This is a genomic window from Rhizobium redzepovicii (assembly GCF_019793435.1).
Classification (GTDB): Bacteria; Pseudomonadota; Alphaproteobacteria; order Rhizobiales; family Rhizobiaceae; genus Rhizobium; species Rhizobium redzepovicii.
Genome location: NZ_JAILYH010000016.1, coordinates 165,490 through 190,596, shown reverse-complemented (window position 1 = coordinate 190,596; position 25,107 = coordinate 165,490). Strand labels below are relative to the sequence as shown.

The 25,107-nt window shown below is 61.4% G+C and carries 21 protein-coding genes; 10 read left to right on the top strand and 11 right to left on the bottom strand.

Features of this window, described 5'->3' with window-relative positions; genetic code table 11:
- Positions 1 to 53 precede the first annotated feature (53 nt).
- The 5 genes from K6N12_RS24695 to K6N12_RS24675 form a co-directional block, all read right to left on the bottom strand.
- A complete protein-coding gene (locus K6N12_RS24695; RefSeq protein ID WP_097629178.1) occupies positions 54 to 1,523 on the bottom strand; it encodes a hypothetical protein in 1,470 nt (489 codons plus the stop codon).
- Positions 1,524 to 1,649: 126 nt separating this feature from the next.
- Positions 1,650 to 3,029, bottom strand: coding sequence for a polysaccharide biosynthesis/export family protein (locus K6N12_RS24690; protein WP_097629177.1), 1,380 nt, complete (start codon positions 3,027 to 3,029; stop codon positions 1,650 to 1,652).
- Between the two features lie 4 nt (positions 3,030 to 3,033).
- Positions 3,034 to 3,996: a glycosyltransferase family 2 protein gene (locus tag K6N12_RS24685; RefSeq protein ID WP_097629176.1), complete on the bottom strand. Its 963-nt coding sequence runs from the start codon at positions 3,994 to 3,996 to the stop codon at positions 3,034 to 3,036.
- Positions 3,993 to 5,759: a GumC family protein gene (locus tag K6N12_RS24680; protein WP_097629175.1), complete on the bottom strand. Its 1,767-nt coding sequence runs from the start codon at positions 5,757 to 5,759 to the stop codon at positions 3,993 to 3,995. The genes K6N12_RS24685 and K6N12_RS24680 overlap by 4 nt, the downstream gene beginning before the upstream one ends.
- Before the next feature lie 116 nt (positions 5,760 to 5,875).
- Positions 5,876 to 6,577, bottom strand: a complete 702-nt coding sequence (locus K6N12_RS24675) for a sugar transferase (RefSeq protein WP_097629174.1) — start codon at positions 6,575 to 6,577, stop codon at positions 5,876 to 5,878.
- 469 nt (positions 6,578 to 7,046) lie between these two features.
- Here K6N12_RS24675 and K6N12_RS24670 point away from each other — a divergent pair, with 469 nt between their 5' ends.
- From K6N12_RS24670 to K6N12_RS24650, 5 genes are all read left to right on the top strand, one after another.
- A complete protein-coding gene (locus K6N12_RS24670) occupies positions 7,047 to 7,784 on the top strand; it encodes a Crp/Fnr family transcriptional regulator (protein ID WP_097629173.1) in 738 nt (245 codons plus the stop codon).
- Entirely contained in the window at positions 7,784 to 9,130 is a 1,347-nt protein-coding gene (locus K6N12_RS24665; RefSeq protein ID WP_097629172.1) for a glycosyltransferase family 4 protein, read from the top strand. The genes K6N12_RS24670 and K6N12_RS24665 overlap by 1 nt, the downstream gene beginning before the upstream one ends.
- Positions 9,127 to 10,371: a glycosyltransferase family 4 protein gene (locus K6N12_RS24660; protein ID WP_097629171.1), complete on the top strand. Its 1,245-nt coding sequence runs from the start codon at positions 9,127 to 9,129 to the stop codon at positions 10,369 to 10,371. The genes K6N12_RS24665 and K6N12_RS24660 overlap by 4 nt, the downstream gene beginning before the upstream one ends.
- 78 nt (positions 10,372 to 10,449) lie before the next feature.
- Positions 10,450 to 11,931 carry a lipopolysaccharide biosynthesis protein gene (locus tag K6N12_RS24655; RefSeq protein WP_097629170.1) on the top strand — a complete coding sequence of 494 codons (1,482 nt, stop codon included), beginning with the start codon at positions 10,450 to 10,452 and terminating at the stop codon, positions 11,929 to 11,931.
- Positions 11,932 to 11,985: 54 nt separating this feature from the next.
- Positions 11,986 to 12,813 carry a glycoside hydrolase family 16 protein gene (locus tag K6N12_RS24650; RefSeq protein ID WP_097629169.1) on the top strand — a complete coding sequence of 276 codons (828 nt, stop codon included), beginning with the start codon at positions 11,986 to 11,988 and terminating at the stop codon, positions 12,811 to 12,813.
- Positions 12,814 to 12,840: 27 nt separating this feature from the next.
- Here the strand turns inward: K6N12_RS24650 and K6N12_RS24645 are convergent, their stop codons facing one another.
- The 6 genes from K6N12_RS24645 to K6N12_RS24620 form a co-directional block, all read right to left on the bottom strand.
- Positions 12,841 to 13,920 (bottom strand): ABC transporter ATP-binding protein, encoded by a 1,080-nt coding sequence (locus K6N12_RS24645; protein ID WP_097629168.1) that lies wholly within the window; start codon positions 13,918 to 13,920, stop codon positions 12,841 to 12,843.
- Positions 13,917 to 14,846 (bottom strand): carbohydrate kinase family protein, encoded by a 930-nt coding sequence (locus K6N12_RS24640; RefSeq protein WP_097629167.1) that lies wholly within the window; start codon positions 14,844 to 14,846, stop codon positions 13,917 to 13,919. The genes K6N12_RS24645 and K6N12_RS24640 overlap by 4 nt, the downstream gene beginning before the upstream one ends.
- Positions 14,847 to 15,869, bottom strand: a complete 1,023-nt coding sequence (locus tag K6N12_RS24635) for an SIS domain-containing protein (RefSeq protein ID WP_097629166.1) — start codon at positions 15,867 to 15,869, stop codon at positions 14,847 to 14,849.
- On the bottom strand, positions 15,866 to 16,711 hold the full coding sequence (locus K6N12_RS24630) for a carbohydrate ABC transporter permease (RefSeq protein ID WP_097629165.1): 846 nt from the start codon (positions 16,709 to 16,711) through the stop codon (positions 15,866 to 15,868). Before K6N12_RS24630 ends, K6N12_RS24635 begins: the two co-directional genes overlap by 4 nt.
- The gene (locus tag K6N12_RS24625) at positions 16,711 to 17,595 is read right to left on the bottom strand and encodes a carbohydrate ABC transporter permease (protein ID WP_097629164.1); all 885 of its coding nucleotides are present in this window, start codon (positions 17,593 to 17,595) and stop codon (positions 16,711 to 16,713) included. The genes K6N12_RS24630 and K6N12_RS24625 overlap by 1 nt, the downstream gene beginning before the upstream one ends.
- 74 nt (positions 17,596 to 17,669) lie before the next feature.
- Entirely contained in the window at positions 17,670 to 18,908 is a 1,239-nt protein-coding gene (locus K6N12_RS24620) for an extracellular solute-binding protein (protein ID WP_097629163.1), read from the bottom strand.
- 197 nt (positions 18,909 to 19,105) lie between these two features.
- Here K6N12_RS24620 and K6N12_RS24615 point away from each other — a divergent pair, with 197 nt between their 5' ends.
- The 5 genes from K6N12_RS24615 (at position 19,106) to K6N12_RS24595 (ending at position 25,091) form a co-directional block, all read left to right on the top strand.
- A complete protein-coding gene (locus K6N12_RS24615; protein WP_097629162.1) occupies positions 19,106 to 20,311 on the top strand; it encodes an ROK family transcriptional regulator in 1,206 nt (401 codons plus the stop codon).
- A gap of 364 nt (positions 20,312 to 20,675) precedes the next feature.
- Positions 20,676 to 22,031, top strand: coding sequence for an extracellular solute-binding protein (locus K6N12_RS24610; protein WP_097629161.1), 1,356 nt, complete (start codon positions 20,676 to 20,678; stop codon positions 22,029 to 22,031).
- A gap of 128 nt (positions 22,032 to 22,159) precedes the next feature.
- Entirely contained in the window at positions 22,160 to 23,044 is an 885-nt protein-coding gene (locus tag K6N12_RS24605) for a carbohydrate ABC transporter permease (RefSeq protein WP_012485023.1), read from the top strand.
- 10 nt (positions 23,045 to 23,054) lie between these two features.
- The gene (locus tag K6N12_RS24600; RefSeq protein ID WP_097629160.1) at positions 23,055 to 23,969 is read left to right on the top strand and encodes an ABC transporter permease subunit; all 915 of its coding nucleotides are present in this window, start codon (positions 23,055 to 23,057) and stop codon (positions 23,967 to 23,969) included.
- 12 nt (positions 23,970 to 23,981) lie between these two features.
- Positions 23,982 to 25,091, top strand: a complete 1,110-nt coding sequence (locus K6N12_RS24595; protein ID WP_097629159.1) for a sn-glycerol-3-phosphate import ATP-binding protein UgpC — start codon at positions 23,982 to 23,984, stop codon at positions 25,089 to 25,091.
- Positions 25,092 to 25,107 lie beyond the last annotated feature (16 nt).

Genomic DNA, 25,107 nt, shown 5'->3' with positions numbered 1-25,107 from the left:
TCCGGCTGCGCCAAGCCGCCATTCGGCGCCATCGCGAAAGTCCCGAGCGGGCGTCATGGTGTTGAAAACATCGGCGCTCTCAAAGGAGATGCCGATGCCTCCAGGGGACGTCGGTTCGCCGGCGATGAGGCCGCCCGATGCCGCGGCACATAAGCTCCGGCAAGGCAGCCCGCGGCCAGCCCCGCCGAAGTGCTGAACAGCAAGCCGAGATCCGTGCCGCTTCCCGATATCGCTGCGGAGCCGATCTGTGCGATGGATGCCATCACAGCGGAGGTTCCGATCGCGTGGGTTTCCCGGTCGCCGGATTTGTGCCGGCCGGCTGCCCTCACCAAGCTGTACACGAAGACGGCGAACAGGGCGGTGCCGGTCAATCCGACATTGGACAGCAACGCGGCGATGAAGCTGGAAGCTCGAACCGTGCCCAATCCGGCGCCGAAAGTGGCGGTATCGACGAATGCAATCAATGCCAGGGTGTTCCAGGCGGTGCGCTCTTCGCCGGACTGCGATTGCAGTTTGTCCGATACGGTGGTGGTCAGGAGACCGGCGATGGAATTCCACGCATCGGGGACAAGGCTGAGCGCGGTGATGGCGCAGGGTATGAAAAAAAGCGTGATCGCAAGGAAAGTCACGTGCGGGGTCGTGGCGGAACCGCCGATCAGTCGTTTCAGGCAGAACAACACGAACATGCAGACAAGAAAGACGCCCGCGACATAGGCGGTTGTCGAGGTGCAGAGCACGATGGTCGGTCCGATCAGAAGAGTTGCCAACCCCGCCATGCGGCTTTGGACGCGCTCCAGCCATAGCATGAGTGTGAAGGCGAAATAGGCCAATGCAACGGCGCCATAAGCACTTGCTTCGGGAAAGGGGCCGACGATGCGCTTGAAACCGTGGATGGTCTCGGCCGTGTGCATCGTATAATTCGCATTTCTGATGATATCGAGCAACTGGGCCTGGCCGATCTGGAACGTTGCGAGGTCGATCAGCGCGAAGGCAAAACATGCTATCGATGCGACGATCAGCTGCCGCGCGATGAACCGGCCATATCCCAACCGGGCAAGTCCGGCGACGACGGCGAAGCAGGCGAGGTCGCCGAGAAGATAGACGGACTGGCTGATATTGGATGAACCCGGAGCCAGTGGAGCCGCTACCGTCGACATCATCCCCGAGGGGTCTCTGGCGGAGGAGTAAACGAGGGTCGCGCCGGCAAAAATACGGGGCAGGAAGAAGGACGACACCACGGAGAACAGGATGTAGCAGGCAAACCAGAAGCCGGGGCCGGGATAGGCGATGCTGGCGAGCGTCGCTTGCATCTGAACCGGGCGCAGCAAGACCGTCATGACCAGAAAGAGCACCAGAAGATGGCTCGGCTGGATGCTGCTGCCGCCGAGCGCCGGCAACTGCAGAGCCGCTGCGGCACCGAGCAGCGTCGAAAGGCAAAGGGCGGTGACGGCAAAACGCGCGCCGTTCAGCATGCTGAGCACGCCAAGCAGCAGAACCACGAAACCGATCGGCTCTATCGACATGCTTCAGATCCCAAGCAGAAGAATGAGCGGCCGAGGCCTGGCATTTGCCGAAAAGTGGCATCCAGCTTTCGGCAGGATGTGCGAGGCGAAAGCCCGCCGGCTGTCGTCGATGATCACAATCGCCTCCTAATTCGATCCGGTCCGGGATATCCAGCCGGGAGCGGAGCGATTGTCTCGGGCCACATCGGATGACGGGACCGTCGAGCTCTGCTTCTGCGGTGCTGTCTGCGGCGATGAGGATGGCGCTTGAGGGGCCGTGTCCAGACCGACCTCGACGAGGTCATGCGGTAGCAATGCGGTTTGCTCGTCCGCCACGATGTCGCGGGAGGTTCCGTCATCGTTGCGACGCACGATCCTGTAGTTCTTTTTTGCCCGGCCGAGCCCCGGCGCGTCCGTGTTGATCTGGGCGAGCTGAGCGTCGTAGCCGGCCTGTTCGCCGAGGAGCTGGGCTACCTGGATATCGATCGCCGCCCTGCCGATCGCGAGATTGACCTGGTTCAGTAGGTCCTGGTTTTCGCTGTTCTGCCTGTTGACGATGTTGATCTTGGAACGGTCGGCTTCGCTGAGGCCTTGGCGAGCCGTGGTCAGGGCGACTTCGAGATCGATCAAGGTGCCCTGCGCATCCGCCACCCAGCGGTCGACAGAGACCTGGCGGGAATTGCTGACGAGGCCTTTGCTCACCAGGCTGTTGACATTGTCCAGTTCCTTCTGGGCGAGGTCGATCTGCCGTTTTTGCGAACTGATCTTGGCCGTGAGCGATTCGACCTGTTGGCCATAGAGGCGGGTCAGGTCATTCGCCGCTTCGATCCGGCTGTCGATATCGACGCGCCGCAACCGCATCAGGTTCAATTCCTGTGCCTTCAACTTGTCGACGTCGGGCGTTCCCACCAGTTCGTCGGGGATCTCGAAACTCTGTTGGCCGGCGATCTCGGCGCGCAACCGCGCCTGTCGCATCAGGAGATCGCGCCGGTTGATAACGGCCGTCCGGTAGGCGCCGGCAGCCTGGATCCGGTCGCGCTCGAAATAGGTGTTGTCCTCGCGTTCTCTGAGGAAGCCGCCGGCGATGCTGACGGCCTTCATCACCGTCATGTTGGGTTCAAACGGATAGCGGCCGGGGGTCTGCACGGTTCCGGTCACGAAAATCGGTGCATGCTCGGCAATCTCCAGGGCGATATACGGCTTGCCCGGAAGTGCGGATTTTTCGGCCAGCGCGCTGGCAATGGCATCGGCAAGCTGCTCGGTCGTCTTTCCATTCGCCTGCAGGTGGCCAGCGATCGGGATCGACAGATTGCCGGCATCGTCGATGGTATAGACGCCATCGAGGGCCTCCCAGCTGGCATAGCGGGAATCCGACGACCGCCATTCGACGACACGCAGTCTGACCTTGTCTTCCGGCACGAGAGTGAATGTCTGCGCGTGGGCGACGCTCCAGCCGGTCAGGCAGGCGAATGCCAGCAGGGTGAGTGCCGTGGAAACGAGGCGATCGAACAAGGATCTCGGCTGCATTGGTCTATCTCCGCTTCGTTGCGATCGACGGTGAACGCATTTCGCGCGGCGACGGAGTGCCGAATTCGAGAATGCGGGACGGAGAGGCGCGACCGACAAGAAGGTCGGATAGCGCTAGTAAATTGCCGTTCAAACGTCCCCACCGGTCGATCAGCCGATCCTTCAATAGGATGCCTGACATATTGGCCAGGATGTTGCGGCCGATCTGCGCGATTGCACGGCCTTTCGACATCGTGCCCTTGCGGATCAGGTAGACAGGATTGGCGACTTGCGAATAGCCAAGCCTTCGGCCGGGCTGGCGTCCGGATCTGACGCCGAGATGCACGCCGCGGGCGCCTTCGACATAGACGGACCGGCCGTGGCGGGCGATGGATCTGCTGAAATCGACATCTTCGAGCCAGCCGTAAAGCGGCAACTGCTCGTCGAAGGTCAGGGCGTGCTCGACAACGGGCGCAAGGCGAACCGCCATGTTGCATCCATAGGCGTTGTAGACATCCGCCACATGCTCGGCGCCTTCGCCTGCTGTATGGAGAACCTCCAAGGCCTTCGCCATGCTGAGGCCCCCGTCGAGGACGCCGTCGGCCAGCACCTCGCCGGTGGCGATTGCCACCTCCGGCTTTGCCGCAAAGACGGCCGCCATGCGCGACAGGAAAGTCGCGGCGGGAATGAAGTCGTCATCGAGGAAGATCAGAACGTCTGTATCAGCCGCAGCGGCCTGGATGATCCTGTTGCGCTGGGCGGTCAGGCCGCGGCTGCCGACGATGACGTCCAAATCGCGGCGGTCGGCAAGCCCGGCCGCGTCCTCGATCACGGGCACGCAGACGATGAGCCGTTCCGCCTGATCCGGCAAGCCGGTGAGATAATCGATCGTCTCCCGCAATATCGAAGGGCGACCCGCCGAGGCGATCCCCAAGGCAATTCGCAATGGACGGCCCTGTTTTGCTGTTCCTGCCGAAGGTGAGATCATGACTCTATTCTCTTCGGTGCATGGTTGATGACCGCGCCGAGGATCTCAGCGCCGACATTGCGCATGGTCTCGATGACGCGCAGGGTATCGTCGATCGAGGTGCGCCCATGCGAGGTGACGACGAGGACGCCATCCAGCTCCGGCGCGATCGCATTGGCATCGGGGGAAGTCGAGAAGGCGGAAATATCCACAAATACGGCGTCGAATTCCTTTTTCAGGTCGGCGAAGCTCAACTGCGTACGTCGGGAGCTTAGCCGAACGGCCGGCGTCACGGCTTCCACCTTGCCGAGCGGAAGGAATTTCAGGGTCGGGGTGAGGGGCAACGCCGCCGTCCGGATGAGTTCGCCATTGTCGAGCACATTGACGAGACCTGTGGAACTATCAGGCGCGATCGATTTGCTGAGCGAGGAATTCTGCGCTGCCGCATCGATGAGCAGTGTGTGCGCCCCTGACATCGACGATAGCACTGCCAGTTCGCATGCAATGGTCGATGTCCCGCTGCCGGGATCGACGGCGACGATTCCGATGACGACGCGGCGTTTGCGCCGAAGGCCGACGACGGTTGCGCTCAATTCCGCCATGCCGGGAATAACGGGATAGGCGGCCGTATCGATGCTGCCCGCGTCGGCGGCGAGGACGCCGGCTGGATGCCCACTGCGGTTCTGCTTCGATCTTGCCAGCAAGGTAACGATGGACACTCCGCCGACATCCGCGATCTGCTGAGGACGGACGATCCGGCGGTCGCCGGCGTGCCTTACCATGGCGAGTGCCAGGCCGACGCCGAGGCCGACCGCCCCGGCAAAGGCGAGGATGAGCGTGCTGCGCGGCCTCGCCTTCGAAAGAGGCAGCGTGGCGCGCGAGACGATCGTGGCGTCGGATACGGGGTAGGTTATGCGCTGCTTGGCCTCGGTAAGCTGGGTCAGCGTGCTTTCATAAAGCGTGCGGCGGGCATCGGTCGCGCTCTGCAGCTCCGCAAGCTTGAACTGGTCGCGCGGGTTGCTGTTGAATGTGTTCAGGGCGCTGGAGGCATCGGCGAGCCCGCGCTGCTGCTCCCTCACGAATTTTTCCAGCCAGTCGCTATATTGCCGGGAGGAATCGGCCTTCATTGCGATGTTCTTCTGGATATATTGCCTTGCGAGCGTATCGGCGATGGCGACCGCCTTCTGAGGGGTCGACGCTGCGGCTGATATCTCGATGATCGTGGAATTCCCAATCCGGCGTAAGGCCATCATGTTCTGCAGCGTGGCAATTGCCAGGTCGTGCAGCTGTTCCTGCTCCGTCCGCGGTCTGGATGGCGTATCACTCGCTCTGATGCCAGCCGCTTCCTGCCCCGTATCCACTTGAGCAGAAACTCCCAGAAGCCAGTCCTTCGACTTGTCCAGAAGCGAAGGTTTCCAATCGACAAAGTCGGGATCGCTATCAAGATCGAGCGCTCTTACCGTTCCGTCGACGACATCGCTTGATCTGGCAATCTCCAGCTGCCCTTCGATGAATGCGTCTTCCGCGAAGGCTCTTTGAGCTTCGGAGCTGTTCACCTGAGGGAAGATCACAAGTTGCGTGCTGGCAACATAAGTCGGCGCGGCGGTGAGAAGGTAGCTGCCGGCGATGACAAGGAAGGCAAAGGTCGTGGCCAGGATCCATAGCCAGCGCATTCTGAGAAAAAACAGCATGTCCCGCAGGGTCAGCGGTGAGTTCCCGCCAGCGGCTGCGGCGGCAGGCAGGGATATCGGGGAAACACCGCTGAAGATCGTGCTTGAGGTCATGTCGTCCAAATCCAAAATGGCGAGATTACGGAGTTACGAGATACTGGCAGCCTGGAGAGGACGAAGGGGTAGCGTATCTTCCGACGGACATGATCGGCAGCTTTCCCCTTTAATGCTCAGTACGAGCCACGCTGCGAAAACAGAGCTGGGATGGTCTTGGCGATGATGATCAAGTCCCGGCCGAGCGACCAGTTATTGAGGTAGTGCACGTCGAGGGAAACCCGGTGTTCATAGCTGACATCGTTGCGCCCGCTGGTCTGCCAGTGACCGGTCAGTCCAGGACGGACGGCCATGTAGGCCCAGATGTGCTCGCCGTAGCGCGGCAATTCTTCAGCGGTGATCGGCCGCGGGCCGACCAGGCTCATTTCGCCGCGCAGGACATTGAACAACTGGGGGAGCTCGTCGAGGCTCGACCGTCGCAGAATGTCGCCGACGGCGGTGATCCTCGGATCATCCTTCAGCTTGCGCGTCGCTTCCCATTCGCTGCGCGCAGCCGCGCTGTTTTGCAGCAATTCGGCAAGCTGCGCGCTCGCATCGGTCTTCATCGTGCGAAACTTGAGGCATCCGAACGGCGCTCCGCCGAAGCCGATGCGCGTATGGGAATAGAAGGCCGGGCCGCGGTCGGAGAATTTCACGATCATTGCGACGAGCAGCAGAAGCGGGGAAAGCAGGATCAGGGCGGTGATCGCCAACAGAAGGTCGAGCGCGCGCTTGACCGATCTACCCGCTGCACGAGGTCGGGACGCATGGAGGCCGCCGTCTTTCGCAGGCCTTCCGACACGCGACCATGCCTCGAAACTATGTGCATCCCATGCCATTGGGGTCTCCAAAACTTTCCGATTAAGAACCGTTCAAAGTTTGCTGCGCCGCACTCTTGTTGTCTGTTACCAAAGTCATAATCCTTAATAAATACTTTATGCTACGAAACCGCAGAAGAGAGATCCGATCGTGGCGTCTGGCAAATTATTTTCATTCTAAATCAGGATATAAACTACCCAGTCGTGGTTAAGGCGCGTAGATACACCTATATTTATGATATCATCATTCGGATTAGTGATATTTTTAATCAGCAAGACTTTTTAATAAGCGAAAATTTCCGTAAAATGGGCTTTATTTGAACTTATCGAGGCTATTAATGAGACAAATGATGTATTTTTGTGTTTTCAACTAATTGTAATCTCAATATTTACGTAAACTCTCGGCGATGTTATTTGACTTCGATATTAAGGCAATATAAATGATGCAGTGCAGCATTCTTATCGTTATTCGAGTATTGGAGTTATGCGCATGGACGGGGTGACGCACGCATCAGACCGCAGGGCCGGCATCGGCAAGCCGACGATATCGGCGAGCGGCGGCATTCATCTCGGCAGCCGCATCGTGCTTGACGATGAATTTCTTTCCTGCCGATCGAGCGTCCGGCGTTTCCGGCGCGGCGAGGTCATTGCCGGGGCCGGCGTCCTGATCGATATGTTCGCGCGCGTACATTCCGGGGTGGTCAGCGCAAGCACGATGCTGCCCGACGGCAGGGAATTCATTGTCGAGATCATTCCGAAATCAGGCCTGATCGGCGAGCTCGAGGTTCTGCGCAGGCAGACGCTGAGCCTCGAATACCGAGCCGGCTCCAACTGCGAGCTGCATTTCTTCGAAGGTCGCCTGTTGCGCGACATGTACGCCAGCGATGCCTCCTTCCGCGAAAAGGTCTTTTCCAGGGCGCTGGCGCGTATTTCGGAGCTTGAACTCCGGATCATTTCGAATGCGGCGTCGAGCCTGCAGTCGAGACTGGCCAGCACACTGCTCCGGCTTTCGGCTGTTTATGGAAAAGACGCAGCAAACAACGGGGACGAACTGATCATCTCCCAAAATGACCTGGCCGCGACGTTGCCGGCGTCGCGCGAGAAGGTCAATCAATGCCTTCGGCGCCTGCGGGAAGGCAAGATCATCGACGGGGGGCAGGGCAAGATCCGCATTCTCAACCGCAAGGCGCTTGAGGCCTGTGCCAACGGCGCGGTTTTGGTGAAGTAATGCGCCCGTCGCTTTCCGAGGGCCTCCGATCCACTGCAAGCATTGGCCGCTTTCCCGGCCCCCGCACGGCAAAGATCGATCGCGTGGTCGTCATCGACGACTATTCGGTGGCCAGAGGCGGCGCGACAGGCCTGGCGGTACTGTCAGCCAAGCTTTTTCGCGGGCTCGACATCCCCGTTACCTATATTAGCGGGGATGACGCGGCCAATGCGGAGCTTGTCGCACTCGGCGTCTCGATGGTCGGGCTGAAGAGCCGCGACCTGCTCAGCGCCGAGCGTGCGAAGGCATTCGTCGCCGGCATTCACAATGGAGCCGCCGTCCGCATGGTGGCGAACTGGATTGCCGAAAACGATACCGCCAACACCGTCTACCATGTGCATGGCTGGCACCAGATCCTGTCTCCCGCGATTTTCAAGGCGCTGGCGCCGGTCGCCGGACGATGCGTGGTTCACGCGCATGATTTCTTCACGGCCTGCCCCAACGGCGCCTTCTTCGACTATCAGGCGCAGGAAATCTGCCTGCGACGCCCGCTTGGCGGAGGCTGTATTGCGACGGCCTGCGACAAGAGAAGTTATTCGCACAAATTGTGGCGGGTTGCCCGCGGCTCGAATATCCTCCGGCTCCTGAAGGGGCAGGCCGAATTCGGCCGGATCATCCTGCTGCATGAGAAGATGGCGAGCTTTCTCGTCGACACCGGCTATCGGCCGGAACGGCTGACGACGATCCGCAATCCCGTCGCTCCACTCTCCATCAATCGCATCGAAGCGGAAGCCAACGACGAGTTCGTGTTCATCGGACGGCTAGACGAGGAAAAAGGCGTTGAGGACGCCGTCGCCGCCACGCGCCGAGCCGTTGTCAGGCTCTGCGTGATCGGCGACGGGCCGCTGATGTCGCGGGTCGCAGCGTCGGGAGATCACGTCAGGGCGGTCGGCTGGCAGTCGCATGCGGAGATCGGCCCGATCATCCGCAAGGCGCGTGCGCTGTTGATGCCCTCGCGTTATCCCGAGCCGTTCGGTCTCGTCGCTATCGAAGCGGCGAGGAGCGGTCTGCCGGTCATCATGTCGCGTAGCGCCTTTCTCGCCGAAGAAATGGAAAGAGCCGGCATGGCGCTTGCCTGCGATACGGCCGATGAAAGCGCCTTTGCCGAGACTTTGACGCGATTCAGTCAAATGTCCGCGCAAGAGGTTCGCGCCATGAGCGAGCGGGCCTTGCAGCTGTCGCCGGATCTCGCCTCGACACACGAGGAATGGCGCGATGCGCTTCTTGCCGAATACCAAAGCCTGATTTCGACGAACGCGGTTTCCGAGCCGGCAGACGGTGTGGCGATACAAGGAGTACTCAGTTGACCCTTAAAGCAGCGACCTCTCTCCCCGACGCGAGGGCATTTCTCCCCGATGCGCCTGTTATGGCGAAAAGACGCGTCACCGAGGCGGGAACCTCAAAAGAGAGCGGGCAACTTCGTGTCGCCATCGTGCATTACTGGCTCGTTTCGATGCGCGGCGGCGAGAAGGTTCTGGAAGAGCTGTGCCGGATGTTTCCGCAAGCGGATATCTTCACCCTCGTCTGCAACCGGGATCGCATCAGCGATTTTCTGAAGACGCGCAACATCCGCACGTCCTTCCTGCAGAAGATCCCCGGCGCGCAGCGTCACTACACCAAGATGCTGCCGTTGATGCCCTTTGCGCTCGAGCAGTTCGATCTGCAGGATTACGACCTAGTGCTGTCGAGCGAATCCGGCCCCGCCAAAGGCATCATCACACGCGCCGACGCTCTCCATGTCTGCTACTGCCATTCGCCGATGCGCTATATCTGGGATCAGTTCCATGTCTATCGCCATGGCCTGCCCTGGGTGGGACGTGCCCTGATGTCGATTACCGCGCCCATGCTGCGCGCCTGGGACGTGACGACGTCCTCGCGCGTCGATGTGTTCGTCGCCAACTCCGAATATGTCGCAAGCCGCATCCGACGGTTCTACGACCGGGACTCCGTCGTCATCCATCCGCCGGTTGCGACCGATGATTTTGCCGTGGGCAAGGGAAAAGGCGAATTCTACCTCTATGCGGGACAGCTGACCACCTACAAGCGGCCGGATATCGCCGTGCGCGCCTGCACCGAGGCCGGCCGGAAACTGGTGGTGATCGGTGAAGGCGAACAACTCCCTTACCTGAAGTCGATCGCCGGACCGACCGTTCAGTTTCTCGGCCATCAGCCTTTCAACGTGCTGCGCGACCACCTGTCGCGATGCAGGGCCTTGTTGTTTCCGGGCACGGAGGATTTCGGCATCCTGCCGGTTGAAGCGATGGCATCAGGGCGGCCGGTTTTGGCCTTCGATGCGGGCGGCGCCCGGGAAACCGTATCCGCCCCGCAGGTCGGCTTTCGCTTTGCCGAGCAGACGACGGAAGCCCTTTTGGAAACGATGGCAGCATTCGAAGAGGTCGAGGACGATATCGATCCGCATGCAATCCGCGCGCATTCGCTGAAATTCTCCTCAGCCGTATTCCGCGATCGTCTGTCCGGTCTGATTGAGCAACAACTGTCCAGCCACGCAGACGGAGCTGCCGGCGTCTTCAGAAGACGGGCGGGTTGAGGGGAAAAGAACGGAGCAGCCCGCCTTGCAGCCCCGACCGCCCTCTCAACCCCTCGACGAGAAATAGATAAACCGATCATGTCAAGCGTATCTCAGAGGACGGCGACGGCGAGCATCTGGACGATCAGTGGAAAATTCCTCGCGCGGATGCTTGATTTCGTCAGCCTCCTTGTCCTGGCAAGGCTGCTGAGTCCTGCGGATTTTGGCCTAGTCGCCATCGCGACGTCGGTCCTGGTTATCGTCGAGGCAATCCTGGACCTGCCGTTGACCCAGGCGCTGATGCGTCAATCGTCGCCTTCGGACGAGATGTTCGCCACGGCCTTCACCCTCAGCCTGCTGAGAGGGCTGGCCATCAGCCTGCTGATGATGATCATCTCCTGGCCAATGGCGCTGGTCTACAACGATCCTCGGCTTTTCGCCCTTGTCGCCGTTCTCTCGATTGCGCCTGCGATGCGCAGCGTGGTCAGCCCGCGCATGGTTCTTTTCATGCAGCGGTTCGATTTCAAACGCGAGTTCGCGCTCGATCTCATCGCCAAGGGATCGACATTGCTGTTCGGGGTGGGGGTAGCTGTCGCAACAGGCAGCTATTGGGGGCTGGCGATCGGAGCGGTCGCCGGCCCGACCGCGGCGATGATCACCTCCTATGTTCTTGCGCCGATGCGACCGACGTTCAGCCTTTCCGAATGGAAGCATTTTCAGGACATGATCAGCTGGAATACCGTGTCGCAGGTGTTGAGTTCGATCAACTGGCAGCTGGACCGGCTGCTTCTGCCGCGTTTTACCGGCCTGTCGACATTCGGCGCCTTCAGCGTCGCCGACAATATCGCCGGTATTCCGTATCAAACCTTCGTCGGACCGTTGCTGCGCCCGCTGATGGCGGCCTTCTCCACGGTGGAAGACCGCCGCAACCTGATCGCCGCCTATCTGAAGGCGACGAATGCGATCACCTTCGTCGCGGCACCCATTCTCATTGCGCTTGCCCTTCTGGCCGAGCCGACCGTGCGCATCCTCGTCGGCGAGAAATGGGCATCGGCCGCGCCAATCCTGCAGTGGCTGTGCCTTGTCAGCCTGCTTGGTCTTCCCACAAACATGATGCCACCATTGGCGATGGTCATGAACAATACCCGTTATGTCGCTCTCAGGATGTTTGTCGAGTTCGCCGTCAGGGTCCCGGTCACCATTTTGGGCATCGCCTATTTTCAGGTGTCGGGGGCACTCGGCGCGCGGATCGTGGCAGTCCTCGTCGCCTATGGCGCATCGCTCGTCATCACACGGCGGCTGATCGGCGCGAGTTTTGCCGCGCAATTGAATTCCTTTTTCCGGCCGCTGGCCGCGAGCCTGCCGATGATCGCCTTCCTGCTCTGGGTGGGGCCAATGCTCGTCGCCATGCCTGTCGGCGTCACTCTTGTCGTCTGTGTCGCGCTTTGCGGCGGGGTGGCAGCGGGCATTTTCTGGGCTGTCGCCTTGCTGCTGTGGCAGATGGTCGGAAAGCCCGACGGCATCGAGACCATTGTCGTTCAAAGGCTGATGCCGCGACGAAACGAGGTTCTCACCTCATGATCGAGGCAAATGCCCCCCCGCCGATTGTGTTCAAGCGTTTTCAAGGGAGTAACAATGCGTTACGGGATATCTGCCAAGTGGCTCGGTCTGCTCGTCGTTCTCGGTCTAGGCGCGCTGCCCGGCCAGCCCAGCGTGGCCCAGGAACCGCTCAATATCGATGCATACCAGCTGACATTCGACGAGAGTTTCGACAGCCTCGACGTTTCGGCCTGGGGAGAGAAGAGCTCCCGCTGGATCGCCCATACGCCCTGGAACGGCGATTTCGGTGATGCCCGTTTCACCGATCCGGCTCCCGGCTTTCCGTTTACAACCGATCAAGGAATTTTGAAGATCGAAGCGCGCAAGGAGGCCGACGGCACCTGGCGTTCGGGCTTGCTGTCGTCGGTGAACCCGAAGGGCGAAGGTTTCTCGCAGCAGTTCGGCTATTTCGAAGCACGGATGAGGCTGCCGCCGGGCAAGGGTGTCTGGCCGGCCTTCTGGCTCATCGGGCTCGACCGGTCGAAATATACAGCCGAGATCGACGTACTGGAATATTACGGCCGCGCGCCTTACGAATTCAGCATGGGTTTTCATATCTGGCGTCAGAGCCAAGGCGGCCAGAACTCGACCGGCGGCTATTGGAAAACGGTCGAGGACGGAATTCTAAACAGCGAGTATCATACCTACGGCGTCGATATCCAGGCCGACAAGACGACCTTCTATCTGGATCGGCAATACCTTTGGAGCTTCGACACCCCGAAGGAGTTCCACATGCCGTTCTATCCGCTGGTCAATCTGGCGCTCGGCTCGGGATGGCCGATCGATGAAACGCCGAACCCTTCCATTCTGCTGGTCGATTATATCCATGTTTACAAGCGAAAGCCCGCCGAAGCGGCGAACTGAACGGGGAGCTCAGGGTGCTTGGTGGGCCTATTGCTCGCCGAGGCAGCTGAGACCGGTTTCCAGGTCGAAGAGATGCATGGCCTCTTCGTCGAAGAAGAGGGTCAGTTTTTCGTTGTCCCGGATCGGCGTGCGCGGCGGCAGGCAAGCCATCAGCCGCTGATTTCCCGTAAGCGCGGTGACGACGAGTTCCGGACCGGTCAGTTCCGAAACCTCGGTGGTTGCCTTGATAGACAGGCCGTTGCCGTCGGTGCGAAGCGCCTCGGGACGGATGCCGAGGACGAGATCGCGGCCATTGCCGACGGTATCGCGGAAGCAAGCGGGTAGGGGCAGGGTGGCATCGGAGCTTGAAAGCGCTAGACGGCCGTCACGCACCGTCGCCTTCAGCAGGTTCATCGGCGGCGCGCCGACGAAGGTGGCGACATAGAGCGTTGCCGGATGGTTGTAGATCTCTTCCGGCGTGCCGAGCTGCTCGATGCGGCCGTCGCGCATGACGGCGATGCGGCTTGCCAGCGTCATCGCCTCGATCTGGTCATGGGTGACGTAGACTACCGTCGTCTTCAGCATTTGGTGCAGCCGCTTGATCTCGGTGCGCATCTCCATGCGCAGCTTGGCGTCGAGATTGGAGAGCGGCTCGTCGAAGAGGAAGACCTCCGGCTTGCGCACCAGCGCGCGGCCGATCGCGACGCGCTGGCGCTGGCCGCCGGAAAGCTGGCTCGGCTTGCGCTCGAGGAGGTTTTCGATCTGCAGCAGTTTTGCAGCGTCGCGCACCGCCCTGTCGCGCTCGGGCGCCGGCACCTTGCGCATTTCCAGGCCGAAGCCGATGTTCCTGTGCACCGTCAGATTGGGATAGAGCGCATAGGATTGAAAGACCATGGCGATGTCGCGGTCCTTCGGATGCACGCCGAGCACCGAGCGCCCGCCGATCCTGACGTCGCCGCTCGTTGCCTCGGCAAGGCCCGCAATGATGTTCAGGAGCGTGGACTTGCCGCAGCCAGACGAGCCGAGCAGCACGAGGAATTCGCCGCTTTCCAGCGAAATGTCGATGCCTTTCAGCGTCTCGACTTCGCCATACGTCTTACGGATGTTCTGGATGTCGAGCGCGCTCATGACACGGGCTCCTGAAGGGATGACGGATTACCGTAGCTACGGGGCAGGGTGGAAATGGCGCGCGAGGCGATCTCGGTACCCGCTTTCAGGCAGGAGATCAAAGGCTCGTCCTTTGCGAGCGCGGCGAGGAAGGCGGCGTTGAAGACATCGCCGGCGCCGATCGTATCGACGACCTTGACGACGGGTGCAGGCACCGAAGCCGGCAGGCCGTCTGGCCCGATGGCGACGGCGCCGTCCGGGCCGCGTTTGACGACGACGATCGCACCTTCCGGCATGTGCGACCTGATTTCGTGGGCAGCCTCGATCGGATCGGCGATGCCGGCAAGCGTTGTCGTCTCGACCTCGTTCAGCAATGCGATGCCGCTGCGGGAGAGCCAGGCGCGTGTCGCCGTGCAGTTCTCTTCCTTCCAACCGTCGAGCGGCCAGCCTGTGTCGAGCGCGACGGTGATGTCATGGCTATCGGCCCAATCGAAGAGAGCGTCGTATTCTCTCGTCAGATCTTCGGTCAGGAAGGCGCCGCAGAGCAGCGCGTAGCCGCCCCGGAGTCTTGCGCCGTCGATGACGGCGAAGATATCGGCAAGCGCGAAGCGCGGCAGGTGGCCCGTCGTCGTGAAGAAGGTGCGCTCGCCATCCGGATGGGTGATGCCGACGGAGAGCGTCGTCTTCTCAGGACGGACCGGCCAGTTCACGGAACGATGCCCGAAGGCTTCGGCGAGCCAGCGGCCGAACTGGTCGCTGCCGATATTGGCGGCGATCTCGAATTCGATGCCGAGCGCCTGCCAGGCGAGCGCGCTGTTGCCGGCCGATCCGCCGACCCTGAGCTCGTCATGATCGACGATGATTTCCGTCCCGGCTTTCGGCCAGGGGGCCGCCGGTCCGAGGATGAGGTCGACATTGACGTTGCCGATGACTGCAAGCGGCCGCATTCATTCGCTCCGGGTAATCTTGGTGGAACGGACCGGCATTCCGGCATTATCCACGCGGGCGTCGGCAAAGGCGATCATCAGCCGCTGGGCGACCGGCAGCATGGCGAAGATCGCCGCAAGGCCCGTCGCAGGGGTAAAGCGGATCGTCACCGCGCCGGCGACCGGCGCTTGGCCGGATGCGTCGAACAGGATGACCGGCGCGCCGGTGTCGACCGCGGAGACCGCCATAGCCGTCACCAAGCCGGCCGTCTCGTCCAGGCCGCGGAACAGCACCAGACCGATCTCAGGCCCCAGCATCTCCATCGGCCCATGGCGCAGTTGGCCGCCTTCGAGCGAGAAACAGGGACGGCGCGATAATTCGGTCAACCCAAGCGCCAGCGCCTCGGCAACACCCTGCAGGCGGCGGCCCGAGGTGACGACGGTCGCGACGTTTTCGAGCGCGGCCAGCGCCGCGGCGATGTCATGGTCTTTGGGTGCCCTGAGGACGGCAAGTGCGGCCGTGGGATCTTCGCCGAGGGCGGAAAGGATTGCCAGATGCAGGGCGAGGGTCACCGTCAGGCTGCGGGTCGCGGCAAAGGCAAGTTCGGTGCCGCCGCTGCCGACCAGCGACGGGGCGGTGCTGGCAAGGAAGGAAGTGGCTTCGAGCGTCAGGCCGAAGGTCTCCTGCGGGCCGCCGGTCTCTTCGAACCAGCGCAGGACTTCGGCACTTTCGCCCGATTGCGAGGTGACGAAGACCGTCTTGCCGGCGATCGGCAGCGGCTGGCCGAGCTGTTCGGAGAGCGGCAGGGCGACGGCATCGATGCCGAGGGTGCGGTAGAGCGGCTCGACGGCGCGGTTGACGGCATGCGAGCCGCCCATGCCGAGCAAGAGCAGCCGGCCAGTCTTCTTCAGCGACGTAGCGGCTCTTACCGCCATCGGTGCGGTGGCATCATAGGAGGCGAGCGCATCGGCGTGCTGACGCGCCATCTCGCGGTCAATTGCGGCAAGTCCGGCCGGCCGGGTTCGTTCTGTCGTCATCTTCATCCCTTGACGCCGCCGCTGGTGAGCCCTGAAATCAGGGCGCGTTGCATGACGAGACCGATCAGCACCGGGGGCAGGGCGGCGAGCACGCCTGCCGTGGCGATCAGTCCGTAATCGGAAACGCGGCCGCCGGCGAGATCGGCAATGGCGACGGTCAGCGTCTTGGCGCGCTGGTCGGAGGTGAAGAGCAGCGCATAGAAGAATTCGTCCCAGCCTAGCAGGAATGCAAAGAGGCTGGATGTCGCGACGACAGGGGCTGCGAGCGGCAGCGTGATAATCCTCAGCGTCTGGAACAGGCCGGCGCCGTCGATCATCGCGGCGGATTCGATCTCGCGCGGGATGGAATCGAAGCCCGATTTCATCAGCCAGGTGGTGAAGGGTGCTAGGATTGTCAGATAGACCAAGGCAAGGCCGAAGACGTTGTTCAGCATGCCGAGATGAGAGAGACCCATATAGAGCGGCACGGCAAGCGCCACCGGCGGCAGCATATAGGTGGCGATCACCATCGACAGCGACCATCCGACAGAAGGCGTGCGCGACACGGCCCAGCCGGCCGGAATGGCAAGGGCGATGGCGGCGATCGTCGCCATGCCCGCCACCTCGATGCTGTTGCGCAACGACGAAGTAAACGCGGCGCCGGCGCTGTTTTCGAGCGTCGAAAGCAGCACGGCGTAGCGAGAGAAATCCGCCGCCTGCGGCCACCAGCGCAGCGGCTTTGCCGCAAGATCGGCGGCCGGCGAGATGCTCATGATGAACAGCCAAAGGATCGGCGCCAGGATGACGGCGGCAAGCAGCAGCGCGCTGACATAGATGAAGGCAGAAAAGAGTGGATTTTGGCGTTCCATCAGGCCGCACTCCCGGCAGTCTTGCGCACCAGGGCGGCATAACCGGCGGCCAGCAGGGTCACCAGCAGCGTTACGATCAGGGCCAGCGAGGCGCCCGAGCCCGCCCGCTGGAAGGAGAAGGCCTCCTGATAGACAAGGATCGACAGCGTGCGGGTGCTATTGGCAGGGCCGCCGCGGGTCATCACCCAGATGATGTCGAATACCTTGAAGGCTTCGATCGTGCGCAGCACCAGCGCCACCATCAGCGGACCGGCGAGATAGGGCAGGATAACGAAGCGGAAGCGCGCGAAGGGGCCGGCGCCGTCGACGAGGGAGGCGGCGGTGATGTCGCGCGGCACGGCCTGGAGCGCGGCCAGTGCGATCAGCGCCACCAGCGGGAAGTTCTTCCAGCAGTCGGCGACGATGAGAGCGGCCAGCGCCGTGCCGGGTTCGCCAAGCCAGGAGCGATAGGCGTCGAGAAGACCGAGCTGCGTCAGCGCGGCGTTCAGCGCACCGTACTCCGGATTGTAGATCAGCCGCCAGAGCGTGGCGTTGACGACGGTCGGCAGCGCCCAGGGGAGGATCATCAGGGCGCGAAGCGCAGTACGGCCGCGGAATTGCTGGTTCAGCAGCAGGGCGGCAAGGACGCCGATCACCATTTCGGCGGCAACCGAGACGATCGCGAACCATGTGGTGGTGATCAGCGTGCGCTGGAAATTCGAGCCGGAAATCATCTTGGCGTAATTGTCGATGCCGACGAAGCTGCCCTCGGTGCCGACGAGCTTGGCATCGGTGAAGGAGAGGCCGACCGTATCGATCAAAGGCCAGCCAATGACGGATATCATGACCACGAGAAGCGGCAGCATCAACAGCCACGCGCGAGTTGTCAGCCAAGTGCCCGACATCGAGGCGACCCTTCTTCATTCTTTAGTTTTGGAGGCCGGGCGACGGCAGGCGGCGCCCGGGTTTCTGAGTTTGATCAGAGGCCGCTATTGTCGGCCGCCGATTTCAGCGCATCCTCCGGAGAGGACTGGCCGAGCAGGGATTCCTGGATCGCCTGCTGCAGCGCGGTCGAGAGCTCCTGATATTTCGGCGTCGTCGGACGCGGATACATGGCCGCAAGGCCGATCTTGGCGGCGGAGATCAGCTCTTCCTGGCCCTTGGTGACCGCCGGGTCCTCATAGGAGGATGCCCAGATCGGCAGGCTCAGCTTGGCATAGGCATTCTGCGTCGCCTGCGACGTCATGAAGGTGATGTATTTCCAGGCCTCGTCGGGATGCTGGCTGGCGGAAGTGATGCCGAGGCCCATCGAGCCGTTGACGGCAGACGCCTGGCTTTTACCGGCAACACCCGGCGCCGGCACGACGCCGACCTTGCCCGCGACCTTGCTGTCCTTCGGGTCGTTGGCCATGTTATACATGTAGGTCCAATTCAAAGCGAAGGCGGCATCACCGTTTTCGAAGACCTTGCGGACATCCTCTTCCAGGAATTCCTTGGAGTTCGGGTTGGTCAGGCCGGAGGAATAGCTGGAGACCATGTATTTCAGCGCATCGAGGCCGCCGCCGCTCTGGAAGGCCGGCTTGCCGTCCTTGAGGAAATCGCCGCCATAGGCGCTGACGAGCGTGGTGTAGTCGCAGATCGCGGCTTCGGCCTGCGACCAGCTCCAGGCGATCGGCGTGGCGAGCAAGCCCTTGTCCTTGATCGCCTTTGCCTGCTCGGTCAGCTCGTCCCAGGTCTTCGGCGGCGCCTTGATGCCGGCCTTTTCGAGGATTTCCTTGTTGTAGAACAGGTATTTGGTATCGAGGATCCACGGCATGCCGTAATATTTGCCGTCATACTGCACGGTGGTCCAGGCGCCAGGCAGCACGCCCTTCTTCATCTGGTCGGTGATGCGGGAGGAGACATCGACCAGCACCTTGTTGGTGGCGTATTCGGCCGGCCAGATAACATCGAAGAGCACGACGTCGTAACCGCCGCCGGAACCCTGCGCCAGCACCGTCTTGTCGTGCAGGCCCTCATAGGGAACGAATTCGAGATTGACCTTGATATCGGGGTTCGCCTTGGCGAAGGCGTCGGTCATGGCGCGCACATCGGCCTCGCTGTAAGCGGCCTGCGCCATGAAAAGCGCGTTCAGCGTCGTTTCGGCGAAAGCATGCGGCGCAAGAGATGCGCCGATCAAGGCCGCACCCAGAAGCGTCTTGGTAAAGGATTTCAGCATTGCAGCCTCCAGTTTTTGACATTTACGCATTGCCAAGGGCGGCCCTCCGCCATCGGTGTTCGAGAAGTCGTCTCGGAGCGTCGTCGGAGCCCGTGTCGGCGTCCTGCGTTCCCTGGAACTCTCCGGTCCCTTATTAAGTCAATTGTCTTGACTTATTACTTCTTCAACATTCTACTGGAGTCAAGAGGCAATTGCACATGAATGACAGCCGGCCGATCCGGGCCAAGAGCGGCACCAACCACGAAGGCACCAGCGCGCATAACCGGCGCGTGATGATCGATGCCTTGAGGATCAATGGTGAACTTTCACGCGCCGATCTGGCGCGGGCGACATGGCTGACCAAGCAGACGGTGTCGAATATCATCGAGGAACTCGAGCGCGATGGTCTCGTCCGTTCGCAGGAGCCGGTGCGCAAGGGCAGGGGGCAGCCCTCGACGCCCTACGGGCTCGTGCCCGAAGGCGCCTTCGCGATCGGCCTGCAGATCGATCGGCATGTGACGCGAGCGGTCGCCGTCGATCTCATCGGCAGTGTTCTGATGCGCGCAGAAGCCGGCCTTCCGCCCGGAGGTCCCTCGACGGGAGCAAAGGTCATCCTCGATCTGGTCGCCGATGTGCGCTCCAAGCTTGCCGGGATCGTCCAGCAGTCGGAAAAGCGAATGGTCGGTCTCGGTGTCGCCATGCCCGGGCCCTTCGGGGTCGCCGGTAGCGGCGACGATCCGTGGATGATGGAGGCCTGGCAAAAGTTCCCGCTGCTGGAAAGGCTGGCCGCCGGCACCGGGCTCGACGTTGGCCTGCAGAACGATGCTGCTGCTGCGGCGACCGCCGAGCGCATGGTGGGAGCCGCCCATGGTGTCGACCATGCGGTCTGCCTCTTCGTCGGCTACGGCATCGGCGCCGGCCTCATTCTGAACGGCGAGCTCTACCGTGGCGCCAACGGCAATGCCGGCGAGATCGGCATGGCGCTGCTGTTTGCCGACGGCAAATCGACGCCGCTCGAACATCGCGCTTCGCTCGCCTCGCTCTATCAGCATCTCTCGGCCGATCCTGCCGATCCCCATCTCCATGCACGCATCAACGACCTTGCCTCAAGGGGCGATCCAAACATTAAGACCTGGATCGAGGCGGCGGCAGTGGACCTGCGCTGGAGCATCCATCTCATCGAAACGGTCTTCGATCCGCAGACTGTGATCCTGTGCGGCAGTGCCCCGGAAGCGCTGGTGAAAAGGTTGATCGCCGCCATCGGCCCGCTGCTGCCCTCGATCGCCGAACGACCTGGCCGCATGCTCCCGCGCCTGCAGCCCGGCATGGCCGATCCCTGGTCGGTGGCGATCGGTGCGGCCGCCGGACCGATCAGCCGTGCATTCGATCCCCGGTTCGCTGCAATTTTGAAGGATTTCCTTTAAATCTGGGGTTAAAACCAGGCGTTGCACAGCAGTGCAATGGCGGCGAGATAGGCGATTTTGCAAGTTTTCATGCGGCGGTAGCTTCGAATAATGATGCTGCGTCGCAATATAGGCAAATATTGAAAACCCTTGAAATTCATAAATATTCGAATACAAATATAAATGTTCGGCAGTGCGCTGGGGAGGCTGGCGAGGCTTCTCTAAATATAGCCTCGGCCGTGGCAAATAACATCCGCATGAAGGTTTTGTGACGGAACGATTTCGATCGTTTCATGTCATGTAATATTCATTGGCCGCGGCAATTTGAACCAGCTAATAGGGCGTGCGCCGAAAGTGCGCGTCCTTTTTTACGTTCGAGGTTCTCATGCAAGCCAAGCTTCTCGGCGCCGTTGGCGCCCTTCTCGCTACAGCGTTTCTTGCCGGTCCCGCTGCCGCCGCCGATAAGACCAAGATTGACTTCTGGTTCGGCAATTCCGGTGACATCGCAAAGCGTGTCCAGGAACAGTGCGATCGCTTCAACCAGTCGCAGGCCGATTACGAAGTCGCCTGCACCAGCCAGGGCAGCTACGACGCGTCGCTGCAGAACACCATTGCCGCCTTCCGCGCCGGCAAGCAGCCGACCATCGCTCAGGTCTCCGACGCCGGCACGCTCGACATCATGCTTTCCGGCGCCTACTACCCGGCCAACCAGCTGATGACGGACATGGGCTACACCGTCGACTGGAAAGATTACTTCTCCGGCATTGCTAACTATTACGCGACGTCCAAGGGCGAGATGTACTCCTTCCCCTTCAACTCCTCGACCGCATTGCTCTACTGGAACAAGGATGCCTTCGCCAAGATCGGCAAGGACCATGCTCCGGCCACCTGGCAGGAAGCCGGCGAAGATTTCAAGGCTCTGAAGGATGCAGGCTATGCTTGCCCGCTCGCCTTCGACATCTCCAACAACGAAGTCTGGCAATATGTCGAGCAGTTCGAAGCCGTTAACGGCGAAGCGATCGCGACGAAGAAGAACGGCTTTGAAGGCCTCGACGCCGAACTGACCTACAACAAGAACCCGCTGCTCGTGAGCTACATCAAGGACCTCAAGTCCTGGTATGACAACAAGCTGGCTTTCATCAAGAACAAGGCCGTCGGCCAGACCTTCGTCGAAGCCTTCGCCGCCGGCGATTGCCAGGTCATCCTGACCTCGGTCGGCGACCACGGCAATATCGGCCGCACCGCCAAGCAGGGCATGAACTGGGGCGTTGCCATGCTCCCGACCTACGGCACTGCAACCCGCCACAGCTCCTATGTCGGCGGCGCGTCGCTCTGGGTTCTGAAGGGTCACACCGACGCCGAATACAAGGCTGCCGCTGCCTTCTTCAACTTCATCGCAAAGCCGGAAGAAGCCCTGACCTGGTCGACGGTCACCGGCTATATCCCGGTTCGTAACTCCGGCTTCGAATATCTCAAGAAGCAGGGCTTCTACGACAAGGCTCCTTATGCCGGCCGTGAGCTGGCGATTCAGAGCCTGACGGCATCGCCTGCCGACGACACGGCGCCGCACGGCATCCGTCTCGGCGGCCTGTTGCAGGTCCGCACCGAAATCGCCAACGGCCTGCAGGCGATCTTCGTCAACAATGCCGACGTCCAGGCTTCGCTCGACGGCGCTGCCGAACGCGGCAACCAGCTGCTGCGCCGCTTCCAGCAGACCTATAAGAACGTTCAGCTCCCCTGATCGGCTGATATCAGACGCACCCGGCCCGCCTTGCGCGCGCCGGGTGCGTCTTCGCAAGTTCTCTTCATCGGTCGCGGATGCAAAGCTGCTGCCCGCTTTAAACGAAATCATGGCGAAAACGACCACTCATGGAAAAGCGCGTCACTTTCTCCTCGACGACGATCGGACTGCTCTTCGCCTTTCCGATGCTGCTACTGATCTTCGTCTTCTTCTATTGGCCGAGTGCGCAAGCGCTCTATTGGGCGTTCACGCTCGAGCAGCCATGGGGCGGCGGCAACGCCTGGGTCGGTTTCGACAATTTCAAGCAGTTGCTCAGCGACCCCATCTATTGGGAGTCGATCACCCGCAGCATGATCTTCGGCTTCAGCTCGACGGCGATCGCCATGGGGATGGCGCTCATCCTGGCGCTTTTGACGGATCGCGAGCTGCGCGGCCACAAGATCTACCGGTCGGTCTTCATCTGGCCTTATGCGATTGCCGCTCCCGCTCTCGGTCTCGCCTTCCGCTTCATCCTGGCGCCGGAGGCCGGCCTCCTGTCGGTCATCAATCATGTCTGGCCCGGTCTCTGGAACCCGGCACTCGACGGCAAGGACGCGATGATCGCCGTCATCATCGCCTTTTCCTGGAAATATATCGGCTATAATTTCATCTTCTTCCTTTCGGCGCTTCAGGGCATTCCGCGCTCGCTGATCGAGGCTGCGGCCATGGACGGGTCCGGGCCGCTGCGCCGGATGTGGGATCTCCAGCTGCCGCTGCTGACGCCGACATTGTTCTTCCTGCTCGTCATCAACATCACCGAAAGTTTCCAGGATTCCTTCGGCATCGTCGACGTCATGACGCAGGGCGGGCCGGCACGTGCGACCGAACTCATGGTCTACAAGATCTATTTCGACGGGTTCAGGGGGCTCGATTATTCGGGCGCCGCCGCCCAGTCGATCATCCTGATGGCGCTCGTCGTCCTGCTCACCATCTTCCAGTTCCGCTTCATTGAGCGGCGCGTGCACTACAAGTGAGGTCGCGGACATGATCGAACGCACGCCGATATTCAACTTCATCTGCTATACACTTCTGGCACTCGGCATGGTGATCGCGCTTCTGCCTTTCGTCATCGTCATTATCGCATCGACGCTCGATCTGGAGACGGTCAACCGAGTGCCGCTACCGCTGACCCCGAGCTCGCATTTCTGGGAAAATGCTCAGGCCGCCTGGATCCGCGCCGATCTCGGCAACAAGCTGATTCACAGCATCATCTTCGCGGCTGCGGTTGGTGCCGGCAAGGTTATCCTTTCCGCCATGGCCGCCTTCTCGATCGTCTACTTCCGTTTCCGCGGTCGGCATCTGATCTTCTGGATCATCTTCATCACCCTGATGCTGCCGCTGGAAGTCCGCATCGTGCCGACCTATTCGATCGCGGCCAACGCGCTGCAGCCTTTCCAGACGATTCTCGATATCACCGGAATTACCGCGCTGGTCGCCTGGGTGTCCGGCATCCAGATTAAGCTCGAATGGGGTCTGCTGAATTCCTATACCGGCCTGGTGGCGCCGCTCGTCGCAACCGCGACCGGCACCTTCCTTTACCGCCAGTTCTATCTGACCGTTCCGGACGAGCTTGCCGAGGCCTCGAAGATGGACGGCTCGGGTCCGGTCCGGTTTTTCTGGGACATTCTGCTGCCGCTGTCGCGACCAAACATGATCGCACTGTTTACCATCATGTTCGTCTGGGCCTGGAACCAGTATCTCTGGCCGTTGTTGATTACTACCGACCCGAGTTTCGGCATCGCGGTGACGCAGCTCAAGACCCTCATCCCATCCGAATTCGGCCTGCCCGACTGGAACGTCGCCATGGCAGGTACACTTATCATCATGTCGCCTCCGCTGGTGCTCGTCATTCTGATGCAGCGTTGGTTCGTGCGCGGCCTTATTTCTACCGAGAAATGAAGGAGCAGTCCTGTGGCACCGATCTCAATCCGTGATGTGAAGAAGAGCTACGGCAAGACTCCCGTCGTTCACGGCGTCGACCTGGAGATCCAGTCCGGCGAATTCATCGTCATCCTCGGCCCGTCCGGCTGCGGCAAGTCCACGCTGCTGCGCATGATCGCCGGCCTCGAGGAAATCAGCGGCGGTGAAATCGCCATCGACGGCCGGGTCGTCAACCAGTTGGAGCCGCGCGAGCGCGGCTGCGCCATGGTGTTCCAGAACTATGCGCTCTATCCGCATATGACCGTCGCCGAGAATATCGGTTATGCCCTGAAGGTGGCCGGTGTGGCGAAGGCCGAACGCAGCCGCCGCGTCGCCGAGGTCGCCAAAGCGCTCAGCCTCGAACCCTTCCTCGACCGCCGGCCGGCCGCCCTTTCCGGCGGCCAGCGCCAGCGCGTCGCCATGGGGCGAGCGATGATCCGCGAACCGAAGGTGTTCCTCTTCGACGAGCCGCTGTCGAACCTCGACGCCAAGCTGCGCATCGCCATGCGCGCTGAAATCCGCCGCCTGCACCGCCGCCTCGGCGCCACCTCGATCTTCGTCACGCATGACCAGACCGAGGCGATGACACTGGCCGACCGGCTGGTGGTGATGAATGGCGGCAGGGTGGAGCAGGTCGGCACGCCTGAGGAAGTCTATCATCATCCGGTCTCGCGCTTCGTCGCCGGCTTCGTCGGCACGCCGGCGATGAACCTGCTCGAAGGCACGATCAACGATGAAGGCGTCTTCGTCTATGACCAGAGCCGCAAGATCGCGCTGCCGCGCGAACGCGCCGCAGCGCTGAAAGGCAAACGCGTCGTGCTCGGCATGCGCGCCGAGGCTGCCCGTCTGGTGGCCCCGGATGCGCCCGGCGCCTTAGTGGCAACGGCCGACTTCATCGAGGAGCTCGGCGCGAGCCGCGTCGTTCACGCCGATTTCGACGGGCTGCCCTTCGCTGTGGCGCTGACCGAGGCCGTGACCGTGAAGTCGGGCGATCCGATCGGCATCGCGATCGACCACAATGCGATCCATCTTTATGCCGCCGATACCGGCCGGATCATCGAAAACTCGGCCATGAGTGGGGCGAATGCGGTTCACGCCTGACGGATGTCGGCATACA